At 51.2% G+C, this 21,334-nt stretch carries 9 protein-coding genes; 4 read left to right on the forward strand and 5 right to left on the reverse strand.

Features of this window, described 5'->3' with window-relative positions:
* Positions 1–35: 35 nt before the first annotated feature.
* The 4 genes from CA13_RS12035 to CA13_RS12050 form a co-directional block, all read right to left on the reverse strand.
* Positions 36–5,219 carry a tetratricopeptide repeat protein gene (locus CA13_RS12035; RefSeq protein ID WP_146396903.1) on the reverse strand — a complete coding sequence of 1,728 codons (5,184 nt, stop codon included), beginning with the start codon at positions 5,217–5,219 and terminating at the stop codon, positions 36–38.
* A gap of 61 nt (positions 5,220–5,280) precedes the next feature.
* The gene (locus CA13_RS12040; RefSeq protein ID WP_419194228.1) at positions 5,281–7,542 is read right to left on the reverse strand and encodes a polysaccharide biosynthesis tyrosine autokinase; all 2,262 of its coding nucleotides are present in this window, start codon (positions 7,540–7,542) and stop codon (positions 5,281–5,283) included.
* 169 nt (positions 7,543–7,711) lie between these two features.
* Entirely contained in the window at positions 7,712–8,701 is a 990-nt protein-coding gene (locus tag CA13_RS12045; RefSeq protein WP_419194229.1) for an exosortase/archaeosortase family protein, read from the reverse strand.
* A gap of 74 nt (positions 8,702–8,775) precedes the next feature.
* The gene (locus CA13_RS12050) at positions 8,776–9,057 is read right to left on the reverse strand and encodes a hypothetical protein (protein WP_146396908.1); all 282 of its coding nucleotides are present in this window, start codon (positions 9,055–9,057) and stop codon (positions 8,776–8,778) included.
* A 744-nt stretch (positions 9,058–9,801) separates the two neighbouring features.
* On the opposite strand from CA13_RS12050, the gene CA13_RS12055 reads away from it, so the two are divergent.
* The 3 genes from CA13_RS12055 (at position 9,802) to CA13_RS12065 (ending at position 18,390) form a co-directional block, all read left to right on the forward strand.
* Entirely contained in the window at positions 9,802–10,974 is a 1,173-nt protein-coding gene (locus CA13_RS12055) for a hypothetical protein (RefSeq protein WP_146396911.1), read from the forward strand.
* 986 nt (positions 10,975–11,960) lie between these two features.
* Positions 11,961–12,593: a hypothetical protein gene (locus CA13_RS12060; RefSeq protein ID WP_146396914.1), complete on the forward strand. Its 633-nt coding sequence runs from the start codon at positions 11,961–11,963 to the stop codon at positions 12,591–12,593.
* A gap of 703 nt (positions 12,594–13,296) precedes the next feature.
* Positions 13,297–18,390, forward strand: coding sequence for an SdrD B-like domain-containing protein (locus CA13_RS12065; RefSeq protein ID WP_419194230.1), 5,094 nt, complete (start codon positions 13,297–13,299; stop codon positions 18,388–18,390).
* Positions 18,391–19,818: 1,428 nt separating this feature from the next.
* On the opposite strand, the gene CA13_RS12070 is transcribed toward CA13_RS12065, so the two are convergent.
* Positions 19,819–20,601, reverse strand: coding sequence for an N-acyl amino acid synthase FeeM domain-containing protein (locus CA13_RS12070; protein WP_419194231.1), 783 nt, complete (start codon positions 20,599–20,601; stop codon positions 19,819–19,821).
* Between the two features lie 364 nt (positions 20,602–20,965).
* Between CA13_RS12070 and CA13_RS12075 the strand changes: the two genes are divergently transcribed.
* Positions 20,966–21,175, forward strand: coding sequence for a hypothetical protein (locus CA13_RS12075; protein WP_146396921.1), 210 nt, complete (start codon positions 20,966–20,968; stop codon positions 21,173–21,175).
* The last annotated feature ends 159 nt before the right edge of the window (positions 21,176–21,334 follow it).

Raw genomic sequence — 21,334 nt, forward strand, 5'->3', positions numbered from 1 at the left:
CTGCTGAAATCCTTGCCGGATTGAATATTGGGTAATCACTTTCCGAATCGAATCTCCAGCTCAGCCAAAGTTTGGCGTTCAGGCACGGTGAGCCCACCCGGATTCAGTTTTCCAAGGTTCAAATTGCCCCACTCTCGCTCCGCTTCCGCCTCGTTTCCTTCAGCCAAAAGCGTCAGTACTAAATGGAACTGATAACGTGGTTCGGTTGATTGGCTGATCGCCATTTGGAAAGTCTTTTTGGCTTGAGCGAACTGACGTGCCTTCAATAGTAAAACGCCCTTTGTGTCAAGTAATTCGGGGTTTTCTCCGGCCAAAGTCATTGCTTTATCAATTGGCTCAATTCCTTCCAATTCACGACCGGGGACCTCGGAAAATGCCATCGCCAAGTTGTTCAGTGTGCGGACTCGTAATGGATCGATCTGGATCGCTCGTTGATACAATTCAATGGCACGCTCGTAATCGGATTGCTGCATTCGTAATGTAGCGACGCTTTCTAGCAGCATCGGATTGCGATCAAAACTCTCGACGGCTTGATCGACCAATTGGTTATGTTCGGTGGACATTTCATCGGCGGATTGATTGAGCAGCAGCTCCGCCAACAAGATGGCCGAATTGGGATCTTTGTTTTTTTGGTGGTGCTCGGCGGTGACTTGCAATGCGACATCAAGTTGCCCAACCCTACCGAGCGCCACGACGTAGTTAGTTAGCGTTTCCGGTTCGTTCTTGTATGCCTGCTCAAACCAACTTAGCCCTTCTTCGATAAAACCGAGCTTGATCAACGAGCCACCGGCAATCGCAGAGACATCGCTATCGGTAAGGTTGGCACCATCATTTGCGGAATCGGCCCACTGTTTGATAATTTCGGGAGCCTTGTCTCGTTGCCCGGTTCGTTCCGCGTAGCGAATGTCTAGTTCAAGTGCCGCCAATTCGCCGTTTTCCCGTTGGTGCATTTGGTCGAGTAAAGTTTTGACCTTCGCGAGGTCTCTGTCATCGCCTTGCCGCAATAGGAAGTCGGCATACCGATACAAGTCGGCGACCTCGGGTGAGCTGTTTCGAGAAATTGAATCGTAAATTGAGCGAATTTCACTACTTAGTCTTTCCACTTCTCCGGCATCGCTTTCAGTGCCGCCCGCATCCGAGGCCGGAATCGCTTCTAATTGTCGACGCAGAACGGCCGCCAACACACGCGCCGCATCCTCACTGCGAGAATTTTGTTCTGCAATCAACTCTCGAAGGATCTGAACTGATTGATCATGCTGCTTGTCGTTGCCGTGGACGCTTAACAAAATGGCATACAAGAAACGATTGATTCCAGTTGCCTGATCCGCCGATTGAAGAAGTTGGCTGAGTTCTTGCCAATTGATCTCCTTGCCATCACGAGCGGCTAATGCTTGGGCTAGCTGATTACGTAGAATCGTATTGTTTGGGTCTCGTTGCTGGGCGATTCGTAGTGCATCGATTTCATCATCCGTACGGCTTAGTTCGCGGTACAACGCGGACAAGGCGATTTGAGTACGGCTGGACGGCTGAATCTGATCCGCTCGTTTTAGCAACGGCAATGCGGCCTCAAAGTCTTTCAACGCAACGAATGCTTGACTAACCAGAATGAGTTTCTCTAACTCATCGAGTTTGCTTTGACGAATTCGCTCGATTTCTTTGCGAATGACTTTTTCATCACCCGCCACCAATTCCACAGCAAGTCGAGCCGAGGCAATTTGGACCGGGTTAGCTTTGATGTCACTCGCTGCCTTTCCGATTGCCTGGCGAGCTTCCTGAAGCAATTCGTCTTGGGACTCTAATTGTGAGGGATCCGCAGCAGCAACGGTTGCTACACGAGCAAGGACAAGTTGAGCAAGAGCATCATCGGGACGCTCGACCGCGGCTTGTCGCGCCATTTCGACACTACGTCCGAAGTCACCTTGTTGCTGGGCTAATTGAATACGCGTGACTTCAAACTGTGCCGAAGGTTGTCCACTGGCCAGAGCCGTTTGTTGAATTTCCACATCCGCTTCGTCCAAACGCCCTAGAGCCACCAATTGTTCCCACAAACGAACGCGAGTTTGCATGCGAGTGTCCCCCGCCGCGATCCCTCGCCGCAATTGATCGACTGCCTGCTCGGGCTTTCCTTCGATCGCCAACAACCAACCTTCGAGCGAGATCGCTTCGCCCCAACGCGGGCGGATTGTCATGAGTTCGCGGAGTTGCGTGCGGGCTTCACGAAGCCGTGCGTCGTTTCGCTGGATTTCATTGCGATCACTGCGCAATTGGTCGATCAGTCGCGTGATGGCCAAGAATCGCCAAAAGGACCCCGAACGGCCTTCGATTTTTTCAAGTTCCCGCTCCCAATGCAGTGACAGGCTCGATGGATCGTTTGATTGGTTTTTCGATTGGAAAATTTCCGAATTCGGTGGCAATTGCCGAGACAAACGTGCCAGTGAAAACAGAATTGTAATCGTTTGTTGATCAGCCGGAATTTTCAGCAAGGCATTGTAGGCAAGCTCGCTATCATTCCCCATCAAAGCGAAACCTGCCGCAGTTTGAAGCAACTGGCTAGCGACCAATGGCCCTTCATTTTGGGCAAGTGTTTCGGCGTGACGCATCAAGCGATGGCAAGCTTCAATCGGCTTTCCCTGCGCCGCTTCAATACGGGCGCGAACGATCACCGGTGGCGTTGACTGGGCGAGTGAGTTTGCTTGGGGCTTGGAAAGTCGTTCAAGCCGCTTGATCGCTTCATCGGATTGCTCGAGCATTCCCGCCGCCGCCAACCGTTCGGCCGCGAAGGCTTGGATTAGCTCGTCATCCGCATTCTGTTCGGCCAACTCAGCGATTTGCTCAGCCATCTGGGATGATCGAAGGTGCTCTTGGATATCGACCCCCGCGGGCGGCAACGATATTTCGGAAATCTGCAAACGACTTAGTAATTGCAAGGCAACCGCGTCAGCGGGATCCATTGGTTCTGCTTGTCCCACGGATTCATCCGTTTGCTCATCATCCGCAAGGCTGACATCGCTTGGTTCTTTGTAAAGGCCACGATCCTTCGTCCGCGCGATGAGCTGCTCGATTGGTTCCTCGTATTTTTTTCGCACACGAGCGATCGCGGACCGCACGCCGCTAAAATCTTGCTGTTCGGGCCTTAACCGCAATTGGTAATTCAAACGAGCTTCAACGCCGGCGACTTGGATTTCGAACGAATCGGCATTCCCCACGCTGCGCCATTGCTCGATGGCTCTCAAACGATTCCCGCTTCGCGTCCAAGCGTCGGCCGACTTAGCACGAAGCGAAAGATTACTGGGAGCCAACTCAATTGCCTGGTCGAGCGTTGCGCCAACTTGATCCCACAAACCTTGCGTTTGATAGAGCGACGCAAGTTGGAGTGCCACAGCGACACGTTCATCCGTTCCCACTTCGGCCGAGGCGACAAGTGCTCGCTGCATCCCTTGAATCGCATCGACATCACGTTTATCCAACGCCGCCAATGTTGATTCTAAAACTTGCAGTCGCCAATTTGCAGCCTCGATCTGCCTTCCTACCGCCAACCGTGTCTCTCGAGGCAATTCGCTATCGCTTGCCTTGGCCACTCGCCGCGTGGCTGCCTTGATTGCCTCACGAAATCTCTCGAGCGATTTCTCAGCGGTTATGACTCGCTGCTGGTTGTTTTGGACGCTGCTGTCACTCGTGACATTTCCCAAACCCTGGTGATTGATAGCTTCGTCTTTGCCAGCTTGGCCGACTTGAGCCAGGAAAACGTTTAGCCGAGAAATCGCACCGAGAAGGTCAAGACTCAGTGGGTTGCCTTGAACGAGTCCTCGTTCCCAAATTTCGATCGCTCCATCCGGATCCCCGGATGACTGAGCCAATTGCCCTGACAAGACAAAGACGTTTTCGACGAGCGCCGCCGATACGGATGGAATCCTGGTTACCGTAAGTTGATCGAAATAGCTGCGAGCCAATTGTGGATCCGTTTCACTGGCGCGACCAGCGGCTTCACTTAGTAAAACAAAATCCCAATACTCCGGTGAACCTTCGGCATCGGGAACCAATGCTTGCTCAGGAGCCGTTGCTTGTTCAGCAGTTTCGGTATCAACCTCATCGCCGACCGCACCATCACCCGCATCCTCGAGTTTTTTTCGTTCAGCGACTAACAGAGCCATCTGTTTCGCTAACCTTGCAGCTGCATCCTCCGCAGCGGAAAATAGAATTTCTTCCGCCAACTTGGTATTGCCACGCGCTAATTCGAACCGATAACGAATAAGCCGCGACCGACTATCTTGGTTGTTCTCGATACCGGCAAGCAACTTCTCGACTCTTTGGTTAAGCCCCGCTGCACGCTGCTGAGCATCTTTGCCGGACAAATCGAACGATTGCGGCGTGCGAATTGCTGCCTCGACTAACTTGGCGATTAAGTCAACGTCGTTTGGGTTCATCGAGATCGCTGTGACCAGAACCTCACCTGGCTTTTGGTGCGATCGCCATAACCAAAAATCCTTTTCTTTGTCGTACTTATCGGCTTGGCGCGCATCGCTGATGGACGCGTCCACTTGGCCGATCAACGATAGTGCCATCCATTTGTTGGCTTGCGGATCGGTGTGCTCTGCATCAAGGACGACGACCTGTCGTTCGGCTTCACGAAACCAACCGCCGCCAAGTTGAATCAAACGCTTGATCAATCGGTGTCGCAAATCTTTTGCTTCTTTGGCCTCGTCGTCGGTAAGACGAGCAATTGACGAACCAAGGTGTTTGCGGGCTTGGTTCACAGCGGCAGAAAGTTCGCTTGACAAAGCAACGTCAGCCGCTTGGTCCGATGCAATTGCCATTTCGATGATTGCGCCGGTATCGTCGGGTTGAATCAACAGATAACGTTGAAGCCATTTGGCTTGATCACTGAACTTGCCTTCCGAAGCAGCCTCATCGGCGCGTGATCGGTACGTCTGGGTGGTCGTTTTAGAATGGTAGACATACGACGCAATCGAACAGACAACCAAGATCGCAGCAATCGCAGTACTTATCCAAAGCAAACGCCCGTTCCATTGCCAATCAAATTGACGCTGTTGAATCTTGTCGAGATATTGTTGGCTTTCGACGGGGGATGAAGAGTCATCCGTGCCATGCTGTGCGTTTAAATTTTGGGCACTCGCATTTCCGGCACTCAACGAAGCCTTCTCGTTTGAAGCGTCTTTGCGATTCGGGTTAACCGATTTGGTGTCTAGGTGGGAATCCATCGTCTTAGTTCCAGTCGTCCAACATTTGTTTGACCATCAACAAAGGAAACGCATAATAATTCTAGGACGGAGTATTGAAGTCAGGCATGACATAGTGGTAATCACCGTAGCGATAGGCATATTGCTGTGCCGTCACCCCACTGAACACCGTGCCAACCATGTTCGCCCCCGCCGCCTCGAGTCGCCGGGTGGCGAGCCGAACGCTATCCATCCGACTGACATCACGCATCATACACATCAATGTCGATTCAACCGCGGACGCGATTGCCAGTGTCTCGCCGGCCGACAACACCGGCGACGTATCAACAACCACATAGGTGTACTTTTCCATCGCATCACTGATAAACGCCTTCATCGCTTTCGGATTGAGCATTCGATGGGGGCTAGTTGTCAACTTGCCCGCGGGTAGCACATGAATCAGATCACCGAGACTCGTGTCAATTGCTTCGGTCAATGTTGTTTGCCCTGAAAGCACGCCCGAAAGTCCTGCCCCCATGTCCAAGCCAAACAAGCGATGTTGGTCGGGACAACGAACATCAGCATCGACAAGCAGGACCGTTTCACCCGTGGCTTTTGCAATAGAGATCGCCAATTGCGAGGCGACACTGCTTTTGCCTTCACCGGACACGCTACTTGCGACCGCAATTGACCGAGTGCCTTCCCACTGTTTTGACAGGAATAGGTTCGCACGAAGCGAATCAATACTTTCCTCAAAGACCCGGCGTCCCCGTGATGACCGAGGACCCGCGGGCAATTTGGCGACTTCTCCGACAACAATCAGGCCGTCACACATCGAGCTATCCGTGACTCGCTGCACTCGCAATTCCCACAACAGTCCAATCAAGAAAGGAATCATCATCGCTGCCAGGCCTGCAACCGCCATCTTTTTCACAGGGATTTCTTCGACAGGAGTCTTGGGCGGAGTAGCGGCTGCCAACGTTCGTACTGCTCCATCTTGACGTCGCTCCGTCTTAATCGCAGCGTCACGTGAACGCAGTTGTATTAACACCTCATTGGCAACATCCAATTGCTCCTGCGCGAACTGTAATTCGGCCGTCGTGCCACCGAACTGCTCAAGGCGGGTACGCTCCGCATCATATTGTTTTTCTATCATCTGCAGCCGCGTTTCCAATCCGTCACGCTGTTGCTTTTCCGCTTCCATCGCAATCCTGCCTTCCGATTGGTGATCCAGTGAAGCGAGCTTAAGCCCTTGCTCGAACTCACGTCGAGCCAATTCGATCTTCGTTTTTGCCTCTTCTTCCTGAAGCTTGAAATCTTCGTCAGCTAACTTTTGGACCTCCACTAGGGCTTGCTGGCGAGCCGCGTCCATCGCCGCTTGTAATTTTTTTTCCGACTCATTTTTTTTTGCTTTTAATTCGTCATAGTAAGACCGGTTAATGCGAACCAGATCCGTATCTTCCATATTCAGAATCATTCCTTCGTAGCGACGAATTCGTTCTCTCGCATTAACGACTTCCGGTTTCCTTTGGACTATTTTCGCGATGTCATCTTCGGTCGGTTCACGCCGCTGGACTTTAATGATTGGCGGAACAAATGTCGAATTGACATCTAAAACCATTGCCGATTGCGCTTCGCCCTTCATCGCCAATTGTGCATCGGCAATCGATAGCTCGACGGTCAGATCAGCGATGTCGGCGCGGAGTTTCGCCAACAGCGACATATTGTCGTTATTTTCAGCGACCGATGTTGCCCTGCCAGGAGCGTAGCCGAGAGTTTGCTGGCTCAACCGATTAACGCTTTGCCGCCGCTCTTCGACCTCTTGTTCCCAGCGTTGAATTTCTGGCTCCAACCATCTTCCCAAGTTGCTAACACGAATATTGTCAAAATCATCCCGTTGCCGCAAATAAGATTCGACAACCGCATTACAAACGTTTGCAGCGGCCTCCCGATCGGTGTCCTCATAACTGACCAACAGCTGCGTCGGAGTGCCGTCACTGGAAATCTTCAGATTTTTCCGCAGATTGACTTCGGCTGTATCCGGATCACTCAAACTTGGAGCTCGGCGCAAATCAGGGTCAGCAAGAACAGGGTCAATGACGATGGGGTTGAAAAAGAGAGACTTCTCTGTTCTTGCCAAATCGGTCAAGGTAGGCATCACGCCCTTAAAGACGATCCAGTCTTGATTCGCTTGAAGCAAGGCATTTGCACGGTAGGTTGGCACGAACGTGCTTAACACGCCAAACGAAGCTAATGCTGCCAACACGGCTCCGATCGGCAAAACCCAAAACCAACACCGACGGAATGTGACCCACAAAATCCAGGGATCAAACTGAGTAGATGCACCGGAATTAGACGCCGTCACATTTTCCCTGTGATTTACAACAGAAACCGATTGCTGGGCAGAATGGATTGGATGCTTCACTGAGTCATAGAGAGGTTAAATCTCATACCTTCTAGAGGTGCGAAAATGCGGGATGAACCACTAGGCTGATTGCGACGCCACACAAGTTGACGCGGAGGAAACCAAGCAATCACAAACTCGCCTTAACGGATGCAATTGCGTTTGAGTTGGCATTCGGAGAATTGGATATAAAATCTTTTGCAGTCATTCGCTCAACAGGCCGGTAGAGATTCTCCCAATAGGCCTTCACCAACCACAGCAGAACAAAGGCCAACGGGATCATCAAAAGCCCCGTGACGTCGTGGATAAAGTTGCGTGCGTGAGGGCTATCGGCCAGTTGGTAAAAAACACCCACGGTTGTGATGCGTAATGCATTAACAAAAATAGCAAGCGGAATCGCAGCAACAATAACAATCACTCGGTCAATCCAACTGCGACTTGCCATCGCCGCCCAAAAGAAGGCCAGCGCGGCAACACCAATAAAAATCCGCAGCCCCGAGCAGGCCTCTTCGATCACTAATCGCTGATCGTTCACCCAGACAATGTGCGCATCGGAAACCGCAGGTTGCCCAAGCACCCGCAGCATCACCGTACTCAACTGGGTTGCCACTCCCTGTAGCTTCCAACTCAGCAAACTCTCGGCCTGATAAGGCATCGGAACCATAAAGAACAAAAACAAAATCGCGGGCAAGCTCCAACGCATCATCCGCGGGCCCAGCAAAAACCAAATTGTTCCAGCGACTAACGGCAGAATTGACCATGCGTCAAGAAAATCGGCGTAGATGAAACGACTAAGCCACCTCATCACGATCGCCAACCCGATCAAACTCAAACCCATGATGCTGATCCGGCCCCGACATCCCGGCAAAGATTCACGACGATGCCATAGCAGCAATCCCGCAAGTGGAATCACCAAGTATCCATGCGAGTAATCCGGCTCAACTCTCCAAGCATCTTCCATCCACAACAATGTTGGCCAATAGGCGTAAAGAACAGCCACGGCGAAAACGAGGCTAGCCGGCAAAACGATTCGAAGCCATTGGTGCCGTAACAAAGGTTGCAACGGAGGCTCTGCACTGCGATTGTCCGGGGAATTGGACTTCCCGATCGCAACATTCACGAGATGATTTGCTTTCGAAGAACTAGCTACCGGCGACTTTGGGCGGCGGCGTTGATGCCGACGATCTGATTTGCTCATCCGATATTCGCTCGGAGGCGAGCGACCCTTTTCAAGGCAGGCGTAAAGGTCTTTTCAAGGCAGGCGTAAAGGAGGGACGGACGCGAGTGACGACCAATTAACATTGACTGGCGAGGCGACACGGTGTAGCTAAAAATATGCCGCAATACATGATTGAATACAGCAAAGATAACTAACAAACAGCAAGAAAGGGAAACAGGACAAACCTCGCCCCAGCGGGCACGATCGAACGCGCGGACTTCGTCCACGTCGGTGACACCCAAGCTTAATTTCGGCATTCACTCACCTCATTCCACTGGGGGGTATCATAATGCGCGACACTCAAGAGTCAAACGGTTTTCCGCCGGTTGACCAAAAAGATTTCTTGGCGTGCGACTTAGGTCACTACGCTGTGCGTAAGTGCACGCGTGTTAGTTCGAAAGCGTGGGCTCGGCTTGCGGTCTGCCTGCGCTAAATCGCACGCAACATGCCATCCAACAGAGCACATAGCAGTGCAAAAACGATGCACCAGAGCACGGTCGCAACCCATTCGAACCGGTTTGGAATCCGCCAAGATGATTAGGCCTAAAATTAATGAATTCTGCGCAGCGCCCACGTTTCCGATAACTACCATCACAATGATAGAGAGAATATTTTTCCGGATTTTAAACAAAGCTCTTCAACTCGGGTGCAAGCGGACGAAAAACGACACCTGCTACTTAAGCCACCGTTCGCCTTGCCGCGTTCCGCTTGGCAGCCAACCGTAAAGCCCTACAAATCCGTCCCCATTTTTCAAATTGAGCGAGCGACATTCTCTGGATTAGACTTTCCGAAAACCACGGTTGCACCAGAGCGATCAACAAACTCAGCGGTTCATCTGGGCAACAATTGTCGCTTTTCGTCCGTTCACTGAATACTCTAGTCAGATAACAGATGGCGTGCGATCTCTCGAGAACACTAAGCCCAGGGCCTGATCGGTTTGGGGCAAGTGTTTCCTACCTGGTCACCCTTCGGTACACATTCATTACGACTGAGGCGATGCTTTGGAGGCAATTGAAAACACTTCGGTTAACCATTGGCCTGCAGCTCGTTGGCGAGTGCTGGCCACAACTTCCACAACGAGTTCGATACGAGAGCTTTCACGTCCCTATGCGCTGATTGGCTCACATCGAGCGTGTGAAATTCGCATTCGCGGTCGAAATGTGCCACCGCTGGCCTATTTTGCATGCTGCTTTGAAGAGTCGATCGAGGCGTGGCCACTGTGTCCGATTGCGTTTCCAGAATGGGGCACGATGAACCCTGGTCGCATCCTGCTAGTCGGACACGACCGAATTCGCTTCATGCATGAATCAAATCCTGGTTGGGACGCACTGCAATCGGTCGCATCGGATCGAAGCAAAACCATCGAACTATTCGATGCGACGCACAATTTCGCGAAAAACCCGCCCCGACCGGCTCAGCTGGAATTAGCCTTCGATTGGAGCGGCAAGCCTCACGCACGCACGATGAACAGGCGAGTTTTGATCTTGGGGTCCGAGCATCCCAGCACACTTCGACTTCGGAAAGTTGGGCTGGCTGCATGCGACCAAGCATTGGTTGGGGTAGGCGAGACTTTGTGGAGGGTCAGACTGAGCCTTTCCGAGGACGACAAGGACTGCGGATCATTGGCACAAAAGATGACACTTGGCGATCCCCCACTGCGTATTGGCAAAATGCTGTTATCGATAAGGCCCAACGAGAAAACGAAAGAGGCAGCCTACGCAAAGAAACCAAACATCGAACAAGATCGAGATACTGATACCGAGGCAGGGGAAAACGACAACGGTTCACCCGTTGGCGATCAGCCAAATGAAGTAGCCGAATACGCCGATCGGCAACACGGTCACCTTGAAGACAACCGCAGCAACGACCATACCAATGACCGAAACGGTCCAGCCTTTTCCATACGGTCGGCGGAGAACAAACCATCCGAAAAGGAGAGACACCCCGTAAAGCAAAAGCCGAAACCGGAACTGGAACTGGAACCGGAGAAATTAACCTCCGACTTGACAGACCGCCTAATGTCAATCGATCAATCAAAACTGCATCGTCGCTGGGGAGCTCGAATCGCATTGATCGCTATAGCCTTTCTACTTTCAGCCACGCTGCTTACTTGGATCATATGGCGACTCATCTTGCCGACAGTGCTCGACATGACCCAATACGGCACGAACTAATCTCGAAGGCAAACCGCGACCGATCAGACAACAAGGCGACGGTACCGTTACGGAGGCAAGCACATAGCCCTGGCGCTCAGAGATCCTGGATAAAACGCCAGCGATCGACCAGCGACTCATGATGAAACCCACCATTAACGCAAACCCAGGATAAATGCTGCGGGTTTCCTCGCTTGCTATCGCGTAATCGATTGTGTGGGCTAAATACCGAGATGGATGTCCGGAACACACGAGTACTCTTATGTGGCAGTCGCGTATTCTCGCAACTGTGGAACTGTTCTCGCAGGGTGGAATGATGTTCGCTTCTCTTCTTCTGGCTTTACTATTCGTAATAGCCACTACTGCATGGTTGATACGCCTAATAAACCGAGCCCCTGTCTTGGAACCAAACCATCAGCATTACCTGCAAGGCGAAACAAAGGGACAGTTCTGCGAGGCGTCTTATTCTGCACTTTCTTCGGCAAAACAGGGTTTTTCGAATCCGCACCCGGTGCGAGACACATCAACACGACTACCGAGCCCGGCACTACGCCGCAGACACTGAGAAGCTTTCTTTTTCTGTTGCAAGAAACGGCTGCATCACAACAACCGCGTCGCGGTTAAACAACATGGCCCAAAGTTTTTTTGTAAATACTTCGCCTGCGGACCCCAGAACGCGCCACTACGCAGACGCGTCTTAACTACGGTATTTATCGTTGCGCCAGAGCAGGGGAATCCCACCGGTGATCTTTCAATCAAAAAGCAGCCCTCTCGAGCCCGGCATAGCATCTCGACCACCGACCCAATAGTGCGTACCGGCTTGTAACGCTCACCGAAGAAGCGAAAAACACAGCGCACCCAGTGAAGGACGAGCGGGCATTCGGTGGCAAAATGACGCAGAATTTTACCCGGGATTTTGGTTGTTTTTTTACTTGCATGTTGCGAAAATGCGACTAGGATCACGAATTGGTACGTGATTCCCCCCCGACCAAAATACAGGTGTTCCCGTGTTTTCCCGTCTCACTCACACCGTCGTTGCATTCCTGTTGCTCTCCCTCCCCGCGCAAGCTGGCATGATGACGGGCTTACCAGATATTTTTGCGACGCCATTCGTTAAATACGACTCTGCGTCTGGTCAAATTACCGCAATTGGATCAGCCATCCAATTCAAGACGAGTTCAGAAGTGCAGGCTATTTTTCCCGGGACCGGAAAAACAACTCCATATGGGATATTTAACTTTAAGGTCGCCGTTGATAGCAATCGGCAAGTGCAGGGCTCAAACAACAATTTCTCGATACTTGGTGCATTGGACTCAAGCGAAGCTCAGGCCACTTTGCTCTCGGGCACGATTACGGAGCTTAATAGTGCAGCGTTTTCATCAGGTGTGTTAGAGTTTACAGCGGTCAATATTACGGGTGGACTTTCCGATGCTTTCGGAGAGACCGTGGTAATTTCGTTTAGCAACTTAGCCGCTGGCACAAATTTCTTAACAGAGAAATATAGCCCTGCGGATGTGAATGTTTCACGTCCCGTTCCTGAACCTGTCTCCATCGCTATTTGGGGCATGACATTTGGGCTTGGTTTGCTTGGCACATATCGTCGCCGACTGCTAGCACCATCCGCCAGAACATCCTCTTGATGAGTCCTACAATCGCGATACCACCTGGCTTAAGCAGTACGCTGTACTCCCACTTTTTTTCTTTCTGCCCACCCATTCTCTAAAGCCATAACCACCCCAATATTCCATATAGCTGACTAACCTTCTGGTCTAAAAATGGAACGTTCACAAAGATATCGGCTGCAGCGGACCTCCGGTGCAGTCGCATGAAAACACATCGTCTATACTGAAGTGGATGAGCCAAGTTGTTTTGGCGCGGACATCAACTACCTCACTGCACCAATAGCTCCAATAGTGAAACATTCTCTTTTTGACGACATATTCTGACGTGCATCATGTGCGGCTTTGGCACACAATGCTACAAGTCGCTGCATCAGTGAATTAACATTCTCTTAATGCCAGAAAAGAAAATTGATTTGGATAACGAAAACAACTAGAGTCAACACAATCAGAAGGGGGGTCACCTATCTTGCTTCGGTCCCACGATCGGGTGTGAAAGGTAACTACCCATCTTCGAAACTCAGTTTCGATGTGATCCTACCTATCATCGTGAGGTTCTATTATGCGGCTTGCTAACAAATTCCGTTCATTGCTCGGTCAATCATCCGGCCAGAGGAAACGACAAGCGAGGAACCGCGTCACCCGACGACGTCGGCGCGCGCGTATCACTGTAGAGAGCCTCGAGCAGCGCCGGTTGTTAACATTGCTGGCGGTTCCACTTGAAATGCCAAATCTCTCTGCGAATAATACGGGAACAGTTCAGTACGATTCGACGAGCAACACTTTCACTGCCACCGCAACACCGCTGCTTTTCGTCGATCAGTTTTCATTTCCGTTTGGGACCGCGATTCAATCGCCTAAAAGTTATGACCTTCAGTTTCAGGTAGACGAAAATGGATCGCTGATTAGTGGGGTGCCGGGCCCTGATTTCATTCTCACTGGAGAAATCGATATCGATTCGGATGAAACGATTGACGTTTCAGGAACGTTGTTAACCGGTGAGGTTATTGGTTTTGGTTTTCAGGATTCGGGTTCCGCGTCATCCATAGACGCCTTTGATTTACGGCTATCAGTTACGGGGGGGGAATTGACCGGGGCAGGCCAATTTCTTTCTGGCGGTAGCGAACGACCAGCCTATTTCTTGGGGAAAGACATTGGAATGAAAATTTCCAGTGATGTCTTGATCTCAGACTCAATCTCAGCCAAACCCTTCACCGGTAGTTTTACGGTTGATTTTAATGGAGGCAACAAGTCTCTCTTCGGTCCAACTGAGCCGCTCGCGGTGCCGGCGGAGCTTGGCAACTACATTTGGTACGATCTTGATCGGGATGGCACTCAGGACGATAACGAATTGGGGGTCAATGGTGTTCGCGTACAGCTTTACGAGGATGCTGATGGCGATGGCATCGCTGAGCCGAACGGTGACGATGGTCCAGCGATCTCGGAACAGTTTACAACTGATCTCAATGGTGAAGCCGGATACTATCTGTTCGAGGATCTGGCACCCGGCGACTACTTCGTTGTCTTTGATCCAAACACCATCCCGTCCGGCTTTGAGTTCACGACTCAGGACGTCGGAACCGATGACGCGATCGACAGCGATGCCGATACCACCACAGGCGCCACGGTAGTCACAACGCTAGAGGCAAACGAAAGTGATTTGACTTGGGACGCTGGGATTTCGCCACAGATCAACCCAGCGATTGAAATCATCAAATATGTGGACAAGATCATCGAGTCGTCTGAGATGACGACGATTGATTTCGATGGATTCGCCCAGGGAACCATCGTTGAATCACAGTACCCCGGTGTCACCATCAGCGCCGTTAACGCCAGAAGACCCAACGACGGCAATCAAGCGATGGTCTTTAACAGCTCCGCGCCCACCGGCGGAGATAAAGACCTCGGCACTCCCAATGAGAACTTCGGAGGCCTTGGTATCGGTTCAGGTGGCATTTCTTCCAACGACACGGATTTGGGCAACGTGCTGATCATTTCGGAGGACGGTGTTGCAACCAATCCCGATGACGAGGCCATGGGCGGCACGTTTACGTTCACCTTTGACCAGCCAGTTACCGTTAACTATCTCGATTTGCTTGATATTGATTCGGACGAACAGGGAGGTTCCGTTGTGACGCTGACCACGGCTAGCGGAACTCAAACGTTCAACATTCCCGCACTCGGAAATAATAGCGTTCAGCAAATCGCGATCGATGTTGACAATGTTGTTGAGATGAACGTGAATTTCGTTTCCAGCGGTGCGATTACAGAGTTGAAGTACACGAAAACAAGCGCACAAACGCAGTGGTATGATGCCAATGAAGTACCGGGAGTGAGTTTCGAATTTGGTGAGCAAATCGAGTTCTCCTATCACGTCACCAACCCCGGCGACGTCTCGCTAAAACCCGTCGTCGTCACCGATGACAACGCAACTCCTAACAACGACACGGATAATTTCGCACCAACCCCGGTTGAGACAGACGGCTTTAATGTTGGTGACATCGATCAAGATGCCGCGCTTGATCCAGGTGAAGAATGGATCTACACGGCGACCACGGTGGCACTGACGGTGGGTCAATTTACGAACATCGGCGATGTGGTTGGAACGCCGATCAACAACAACGGTGACGTGATTGGGGATGATGTAACCGACGACGATCCGGCCAACTATGTGGTCGAAGGCATTCCGAACATCGACATTGAAAAGCTGACCAACTCTGTCCAAGCTGACGATCCTAGCGATGCCGTGGAAATTGCGTCTGGCGAAGAAGTTACGTGGACTTACATCGTCACTAACACCGGCAGCACTACGTTCTCGATTGATGAAGTCATTGTTCTCGATGACAGCGGCACCCCCGATGATACAAGCGACGATTTTTCGCCAAGTCTCGTTGCAGGACCCAATAGTAATGACGAAGAGTTGTCACCGGGTGAATCCTGGACGTACACGGCCTCTGGAACGGCGCAGACGCTGACCACGACAGGTGCCACCAGCGTCTTCGATTTTAACGGAAGCAGTAATCTGGACGGACCCGATGGCAACATCCGTAGTCTTACCACGGATGGTGTTTCGGTAAACGCTAGTGCGTTTAGCCGCGACTCCGTTGGCAATTGGGAGGATGCCTTTTTGGGAATCTATTCTGGTGCCCTAGGTGTGACCGATTCTGGCGAGGGCGACGGCGGTGGTGGAAAGCATCGAGTCGATAACTTGGTGCGAGACAATTATGTCCTGTTCGAATTCTCCGAGAACATTGTTGTCGACAAGGCGTACTTAGAAAGCGTGGTTGGTGACAGCGACTTGTCGATCTGGATCGGCACGATCCCTGGTGCGTTCGGCAGTCACCAGACACTTTCCGATGCAGTACTCAACGGACTGACATTGAACGAGCAGAACGATACGACTAGTTCGCAATCACGCTGGGCCGACTTTAACGCAGGCAAAGTCTCTGGCAACGTATTGGTGCTAGCCGCATCAACGGTCGATACAACGCCGGAAGATCAGTTCAAAATTCACAAAATTAAGTTCCAACATCTAACGACGGGCATCTACGGGAACATTGCAACCGTTGATGCGGACGGGGCTTGGGATTCAGACCCCAGTCACTACGTAAACCCCGCACCGCAACCACCTGGAATCCCAGGTATCGACATCGAAAAGTTGACCAATGGAATCGATGCGGACACCTCCGAAGCGGCCGTGGAGATCGCACCGGGAAGTCCGGTCACTTGGACCTATGTGGTCACGAATACTGGCGAGACAGCATTCGCGTTTCAAGATGTCGTTGTGACGGATGATAACGGCACTCCGAATAATCCAGTTGATGATTTTGCGCCAGAATTTGTTGGGCCCGATGATGGTGACGACGGCCTCCTCTCGCCGGGCGAAGTTTGGCACTACACTTACAACGAAGCGACGGCTCAAACACTGACGACTTCGGGGGTTACTAGCGTGTTCCAGTTCGTTGGAAACAGTGGACTCGATGGCCCCAACGGAAACGTCCGTAGTTTTACTGTCGACGACGTCTCGGTGAATGCGAGTGCGTTCAGTAGCGATTCGAATGGAACTTGGAGCGAGGCGTTCTTGGGGATTTATTCAGGTGGCCTTGGCGTTACCGACTCAGGTGAAGGTGACGGCGGCGGCGGAAAACACCGCGTCGATAATATTGATCGTACCAACTACGTCTTGTTCGAGTTTTCCGAGAGTATTGTCGTTGACAAAGCTTACTTGGACAGTGTGGTCACGGACAGCGACTTGTCAGTTTGGGTTGGTACCATTGATGGTGCTTATGACAGTCACCAAACACTTTCGGATGATCTTCTTAGCAGTTTGTCACTGAATGAAGTCAACGATACCACGAGTTCGCAATCACGATGGGCTGACATCAATAGTGGCGAAGTTTCCGGAAACGTATTGGTGCTCGCTGCGTCGACAGTCGATCCAACGCCGGAGGATCAGTTCAAAATTCACAGCGTTAAATTCCAGCACTTGACAGCCAGTGTCTACGCGAATGTGGGAACAGTCGTTGCCGGCAGTGTCTCGGATGCCGACGCCAGCCACTACAAGAATCCCGAGGCTTTGCCGTCAAGCATGATTGGTGATTTCGTCTGGAACGACGTCGACCGAGATGGACAACAGGATCATGATGAAGTCGGTATTGCGGGTGTGACAGTTGAACTGATGGACGTTGATGGCGAGTTGTTGGATACGACGCAAACAAACTCCAACGGCCTATACAATTTCAGCGGCTTGGCGGCAGGTGACTACACCCTCAAGTTCATCCCGCCGACGAACTTTGTTTTCTCAGCGAGATACCAAGGATCCGATGCAGAAAACGGTAGCAATGCCGATCCGGTCACGGGATTAACCGAAGTCATCCATTTGAATGCCGGCCAAGTCGACAAATCGATTGATGCGGGAATGTATCAAGCAGCGGTGGATACGATGTTTGAAGCTGAAGACTACGAGTGGATCGACTCGCCTTGGCAAGTGCGTTCCGACGCATCTGCGTCTGGTGGTAAGGCGATCGAGGCACCGAACATGTCAGGTTCCTATTATTATTCACCACCAAATTGCAAGAAAGTTCAATACAGTTTTTCGGTTGCTGAATCCGGCATGTTCGAGCTATCGGGATTGGTTCAAGCCCGTTCATCAAAAGACAATTCTGTCTGGGTAAAAGTAAATGACAAGCCCTGGGTTGAATGGCACATTCCAGTGACCGGAAACGACTATCAGTGGCAAGCGGTGACCGACGGTTGGCACCAAAACGCAGTGACGTTTGATTTGGATGCCGGCGTTCACACAATGCAACTTCGTGTCCGCGAAGATGGGACCCGATTGGATAAATTCCAAGTTTCAAAGCTTGCGACAACGACCATCGTGATTGATGCTGCGGACTTCGACTCCAAACGCGGTGATTGGAAAATTGAATTGGATGATGACGGAAATGAATTCTTGGTCGCAGCGAACGGGACAGGAACGCATTACAACTCGCCATCGTATGCGGATGAATTGACGTACGACTTCACGCTTGACCAAGGTGGTTTGTTCGCGATACACGCCTTGGTTAGCGCTGCGAACAACCGGGATAACTCATTTTGGGTCGCCATTGATGACGGACACTGGGTTGAGTGGCATTTGACGGTCACCGGCGATCAGTGGCAATGGCAAACCGTGTCCGATGGGGCTGGCCATGATCAAGTTGGTTTCGAACTGGATGCTGGCGACCACACCCTTCGAATCAAAGTTCGCGAGGACGGAACGAAACTCGATAAGATTGTGATCAGCAATGATGATTCGATCGTATTGGACGATTTTTGATTCCGTGGTGTCTTTCTAAGGTATCGCCGCCCGCCCCCCTGGATGGCGAACTTTGGGTAATCAGAGCAAGATGTGGATAGGTGGAATTGTTGACCATCAAGCGAGTTTCGCGCCCAAATCATCCTCTTCAACCGTTGCGTGTTAGCCTCACCATTGGACTCGGGCCTCTTGCATGAAAAAGCGAACGTAGCAACTCCCACCGGTGCCCAACAATTCAACCGGCGCGCCGTACTTCAAGTGGCCAATTGGAAAAGAACTGATTTGCCCTAATTTTCCTGAGTTTTGAGTGCGGGATTACAGACCCGCGGGATAGAACTTGAGTTCATTCCGATGTACTAATCTATTCGCGACTTCTAGTCGTTCTAAAGCCGCATACCGGACAGCCCCCGAGAAGGGGCACGCACAGCACCACAGAGTTACACTAATCGCGTCTTCAGGACAAGTGCGAAATGCCTCTCTTTGTCGGTGTCGCACACGAATAACGAAGTTTATCCACAAGTGGTCTATTTGCGTTAAGGCGAGTAACAATATGGAAATACGGCTTCAAATATGATCGCTTCCCCTCACTAGAATCTTCTGGTGCAAAGTATGGGCATGTCACATTTTGCCACGAGTAGATCCCTTTTTTTTGAAACACAACCTCCACCATGTGGGTGGGTCTGAGCGAGCAGAAGACGACGCGATTTCTGCGGCCTGTTTAGGCAAGCATCGTTTGAGCTAAAGAGCCCATCAGACGCACTGGCGATTTCGAGCTTGTTGAAAAAATCAGCAATTAGTGTTGGCGCAATTTGCCTGCATGACCTATTATTGAATAGAAACCTGCGACAAATCACCACGACAAACTTAATGTGTATGGCATGGTTTTCAATTCTCTTCATAGTGGTTCCTACTACTCCGAGTTGACGGAATGTCGTCCATTGCAATCGTGATTCTTTCCTTGCTTACTCTGTTAGCGTTAACGACGTTGATTCTTTTTGTGTTCATTCGCAACGCACCTCTAATTGATCATGATTCCGATCGGTGTCTTGACCGTCATTACAAACAGAAACGAGTCCAATGCTCACCAAACAACGACAATGATTTCGTTGGACGCAAGTCGTCGGGAGAATCGAAGCGTGTAACACCAACGGCTTCTGATAAATCCACGAGTCCAACTCCGAAACTGCCGCGTTGAAGCGAGCATCAGCCACCGAATCCATGACGCCTGAATCATTTGTCTAGAGGCCAACGCTGGTCAGGAAAAAGTGTTTGAAATTGTCCAAATAAGCTAATCGTCAACTCGCCCTCAATAGGCAACGCTACGAGCGATGCAGTTAGCGGAAGAGCTCGAGCCATCTGGGCCCGCGATACCCGAGAAGAAGCAGAGGGTTCGCGTTTAAGACAGCTAACAAAAACAATGATGATTCAAATGCACGAAGAACGATTCAACTAGGGCGACGGAGTAAGTGAGCCCGTGACGACAGCCCAGTTGTAGTAGCCTTGAATCCCTGCGAACGAAGAAATCTTACTGTCTCGTTCGAGGACGCGGCGAAAGTAGCGGCGCGTCTCAGAATCCCATCTGTATGGAACGAGCTCTTGGCGAGGCAGGGGATTTCCAAAGTACTTTTCGTACAAAGGAGTCCCACGGTGCTCGTCAAATTTCAGATAAAGTGCTACCGCAGGATTCCCGTTGGCGTACGGGCAATCCGACAATTCACCGATTTGACGAAATCCCATGATTCGTTTGTACAAGCGAGCATGACGTGGGTGAGTTGCCGCCAAGATGGCATCAATGCCCCGTGATTGTGCGACCATCGCGAGCAACCGACCGAGTTCAGCAAATGTGTCAATGAAGCGACTTTGCGATTCTCTCCGGTCTGCTAGGCATCCAATCTCAGCCAATTTCAATCCATCATCTCGCAATTGCCCAACCTCAACTGGATACATTGACTGCATGGGCAACCCGAGGTAGCCATCGCCATACATTGTCAATGTCGAAGTTACCCTCTCGCCCCTTCTCCCAAGTAATACCTCGGTGGTAGGGAGTAGATGATGCGGCGTTAAACGGATCCTACTTGGATGCTCGGGTGACAAGCCAGCGCGATAATAGGACTCGAATACAAGGCGAAACGCCTGGCTCAGATCATCACGGGAGCGAGCCAAGCCAAAAGACATCTCTGTTTCTAATTCAGAGTTCTTTTCTTCACGTAGGCTAATAGCCAAACTGGACATGCGAGGCTCGTGGACAGACTAGGAAATTGATTCGAGCTAAATTGACATTGGAGAACCGAACGTCTTTCGCGAACCGCACCCGAAAAAGCCAGTCATCGCCGCTCAGCCTTACTAATGGAATCTAGGTCACGAAATCAAAGGAATCGCCGTCCGTATGGATTTCCCGCTTGCTTAACATACGCAATCAATGCCGGTTGATGCGAATAGCGTGGTTGTATCGATTGCATGCCCGAATTTTGGAAACGACTACAGCCATTGCTGCGACCTCTTCGAGAGCATGCGGGCAAAAATAAAACGGACATTCTCGCCGACCATTTCTTGTCATCATTTCAAGTGTCCTTCCCAGGCCTTCCGTCATAGTCGGATGCCAACGTTCGACGCCCGCCGCGAAAAACTTGGTCAACCCCGAGGATGGACGCAGCAGTATCCAAACCGACGGTTGCTCATCGGCATGGTGGACCAAAACGAGATTACCGCGTTCAAGCCAAGCGTCGGTACAAACGAAGCAACCCGCAAAACCGCTCCTTCGTATCGATCCCTTTACCGTTATCGTGTGGATGCGTCATTGGTATGATCAGTTAGTATCGCAAGCCCTGAATGAAAATGGCCCTTGTGATAGTGAGCAAGGAACTACTGAATTGCATTGCGAACATCACCGGTGATGTTGGTAATTAGCAAACTTCCGTGGTCGACCAGCCCGCTCGAGACACCGATTCCGCTTTGGAAAATTACC

The sequence above is a fragment of the Novipirellula herctigrandis genome (assembly GCA_007859835.1).
In the GTDB taxonomy this organism is placed as follows: domain Bacteria; phylum Planctomycetota; class Planctomycetia; order Pirellulales; family Pirellulaceae; genus Novipirellula_A; species Novipirellula_A herctigrandis.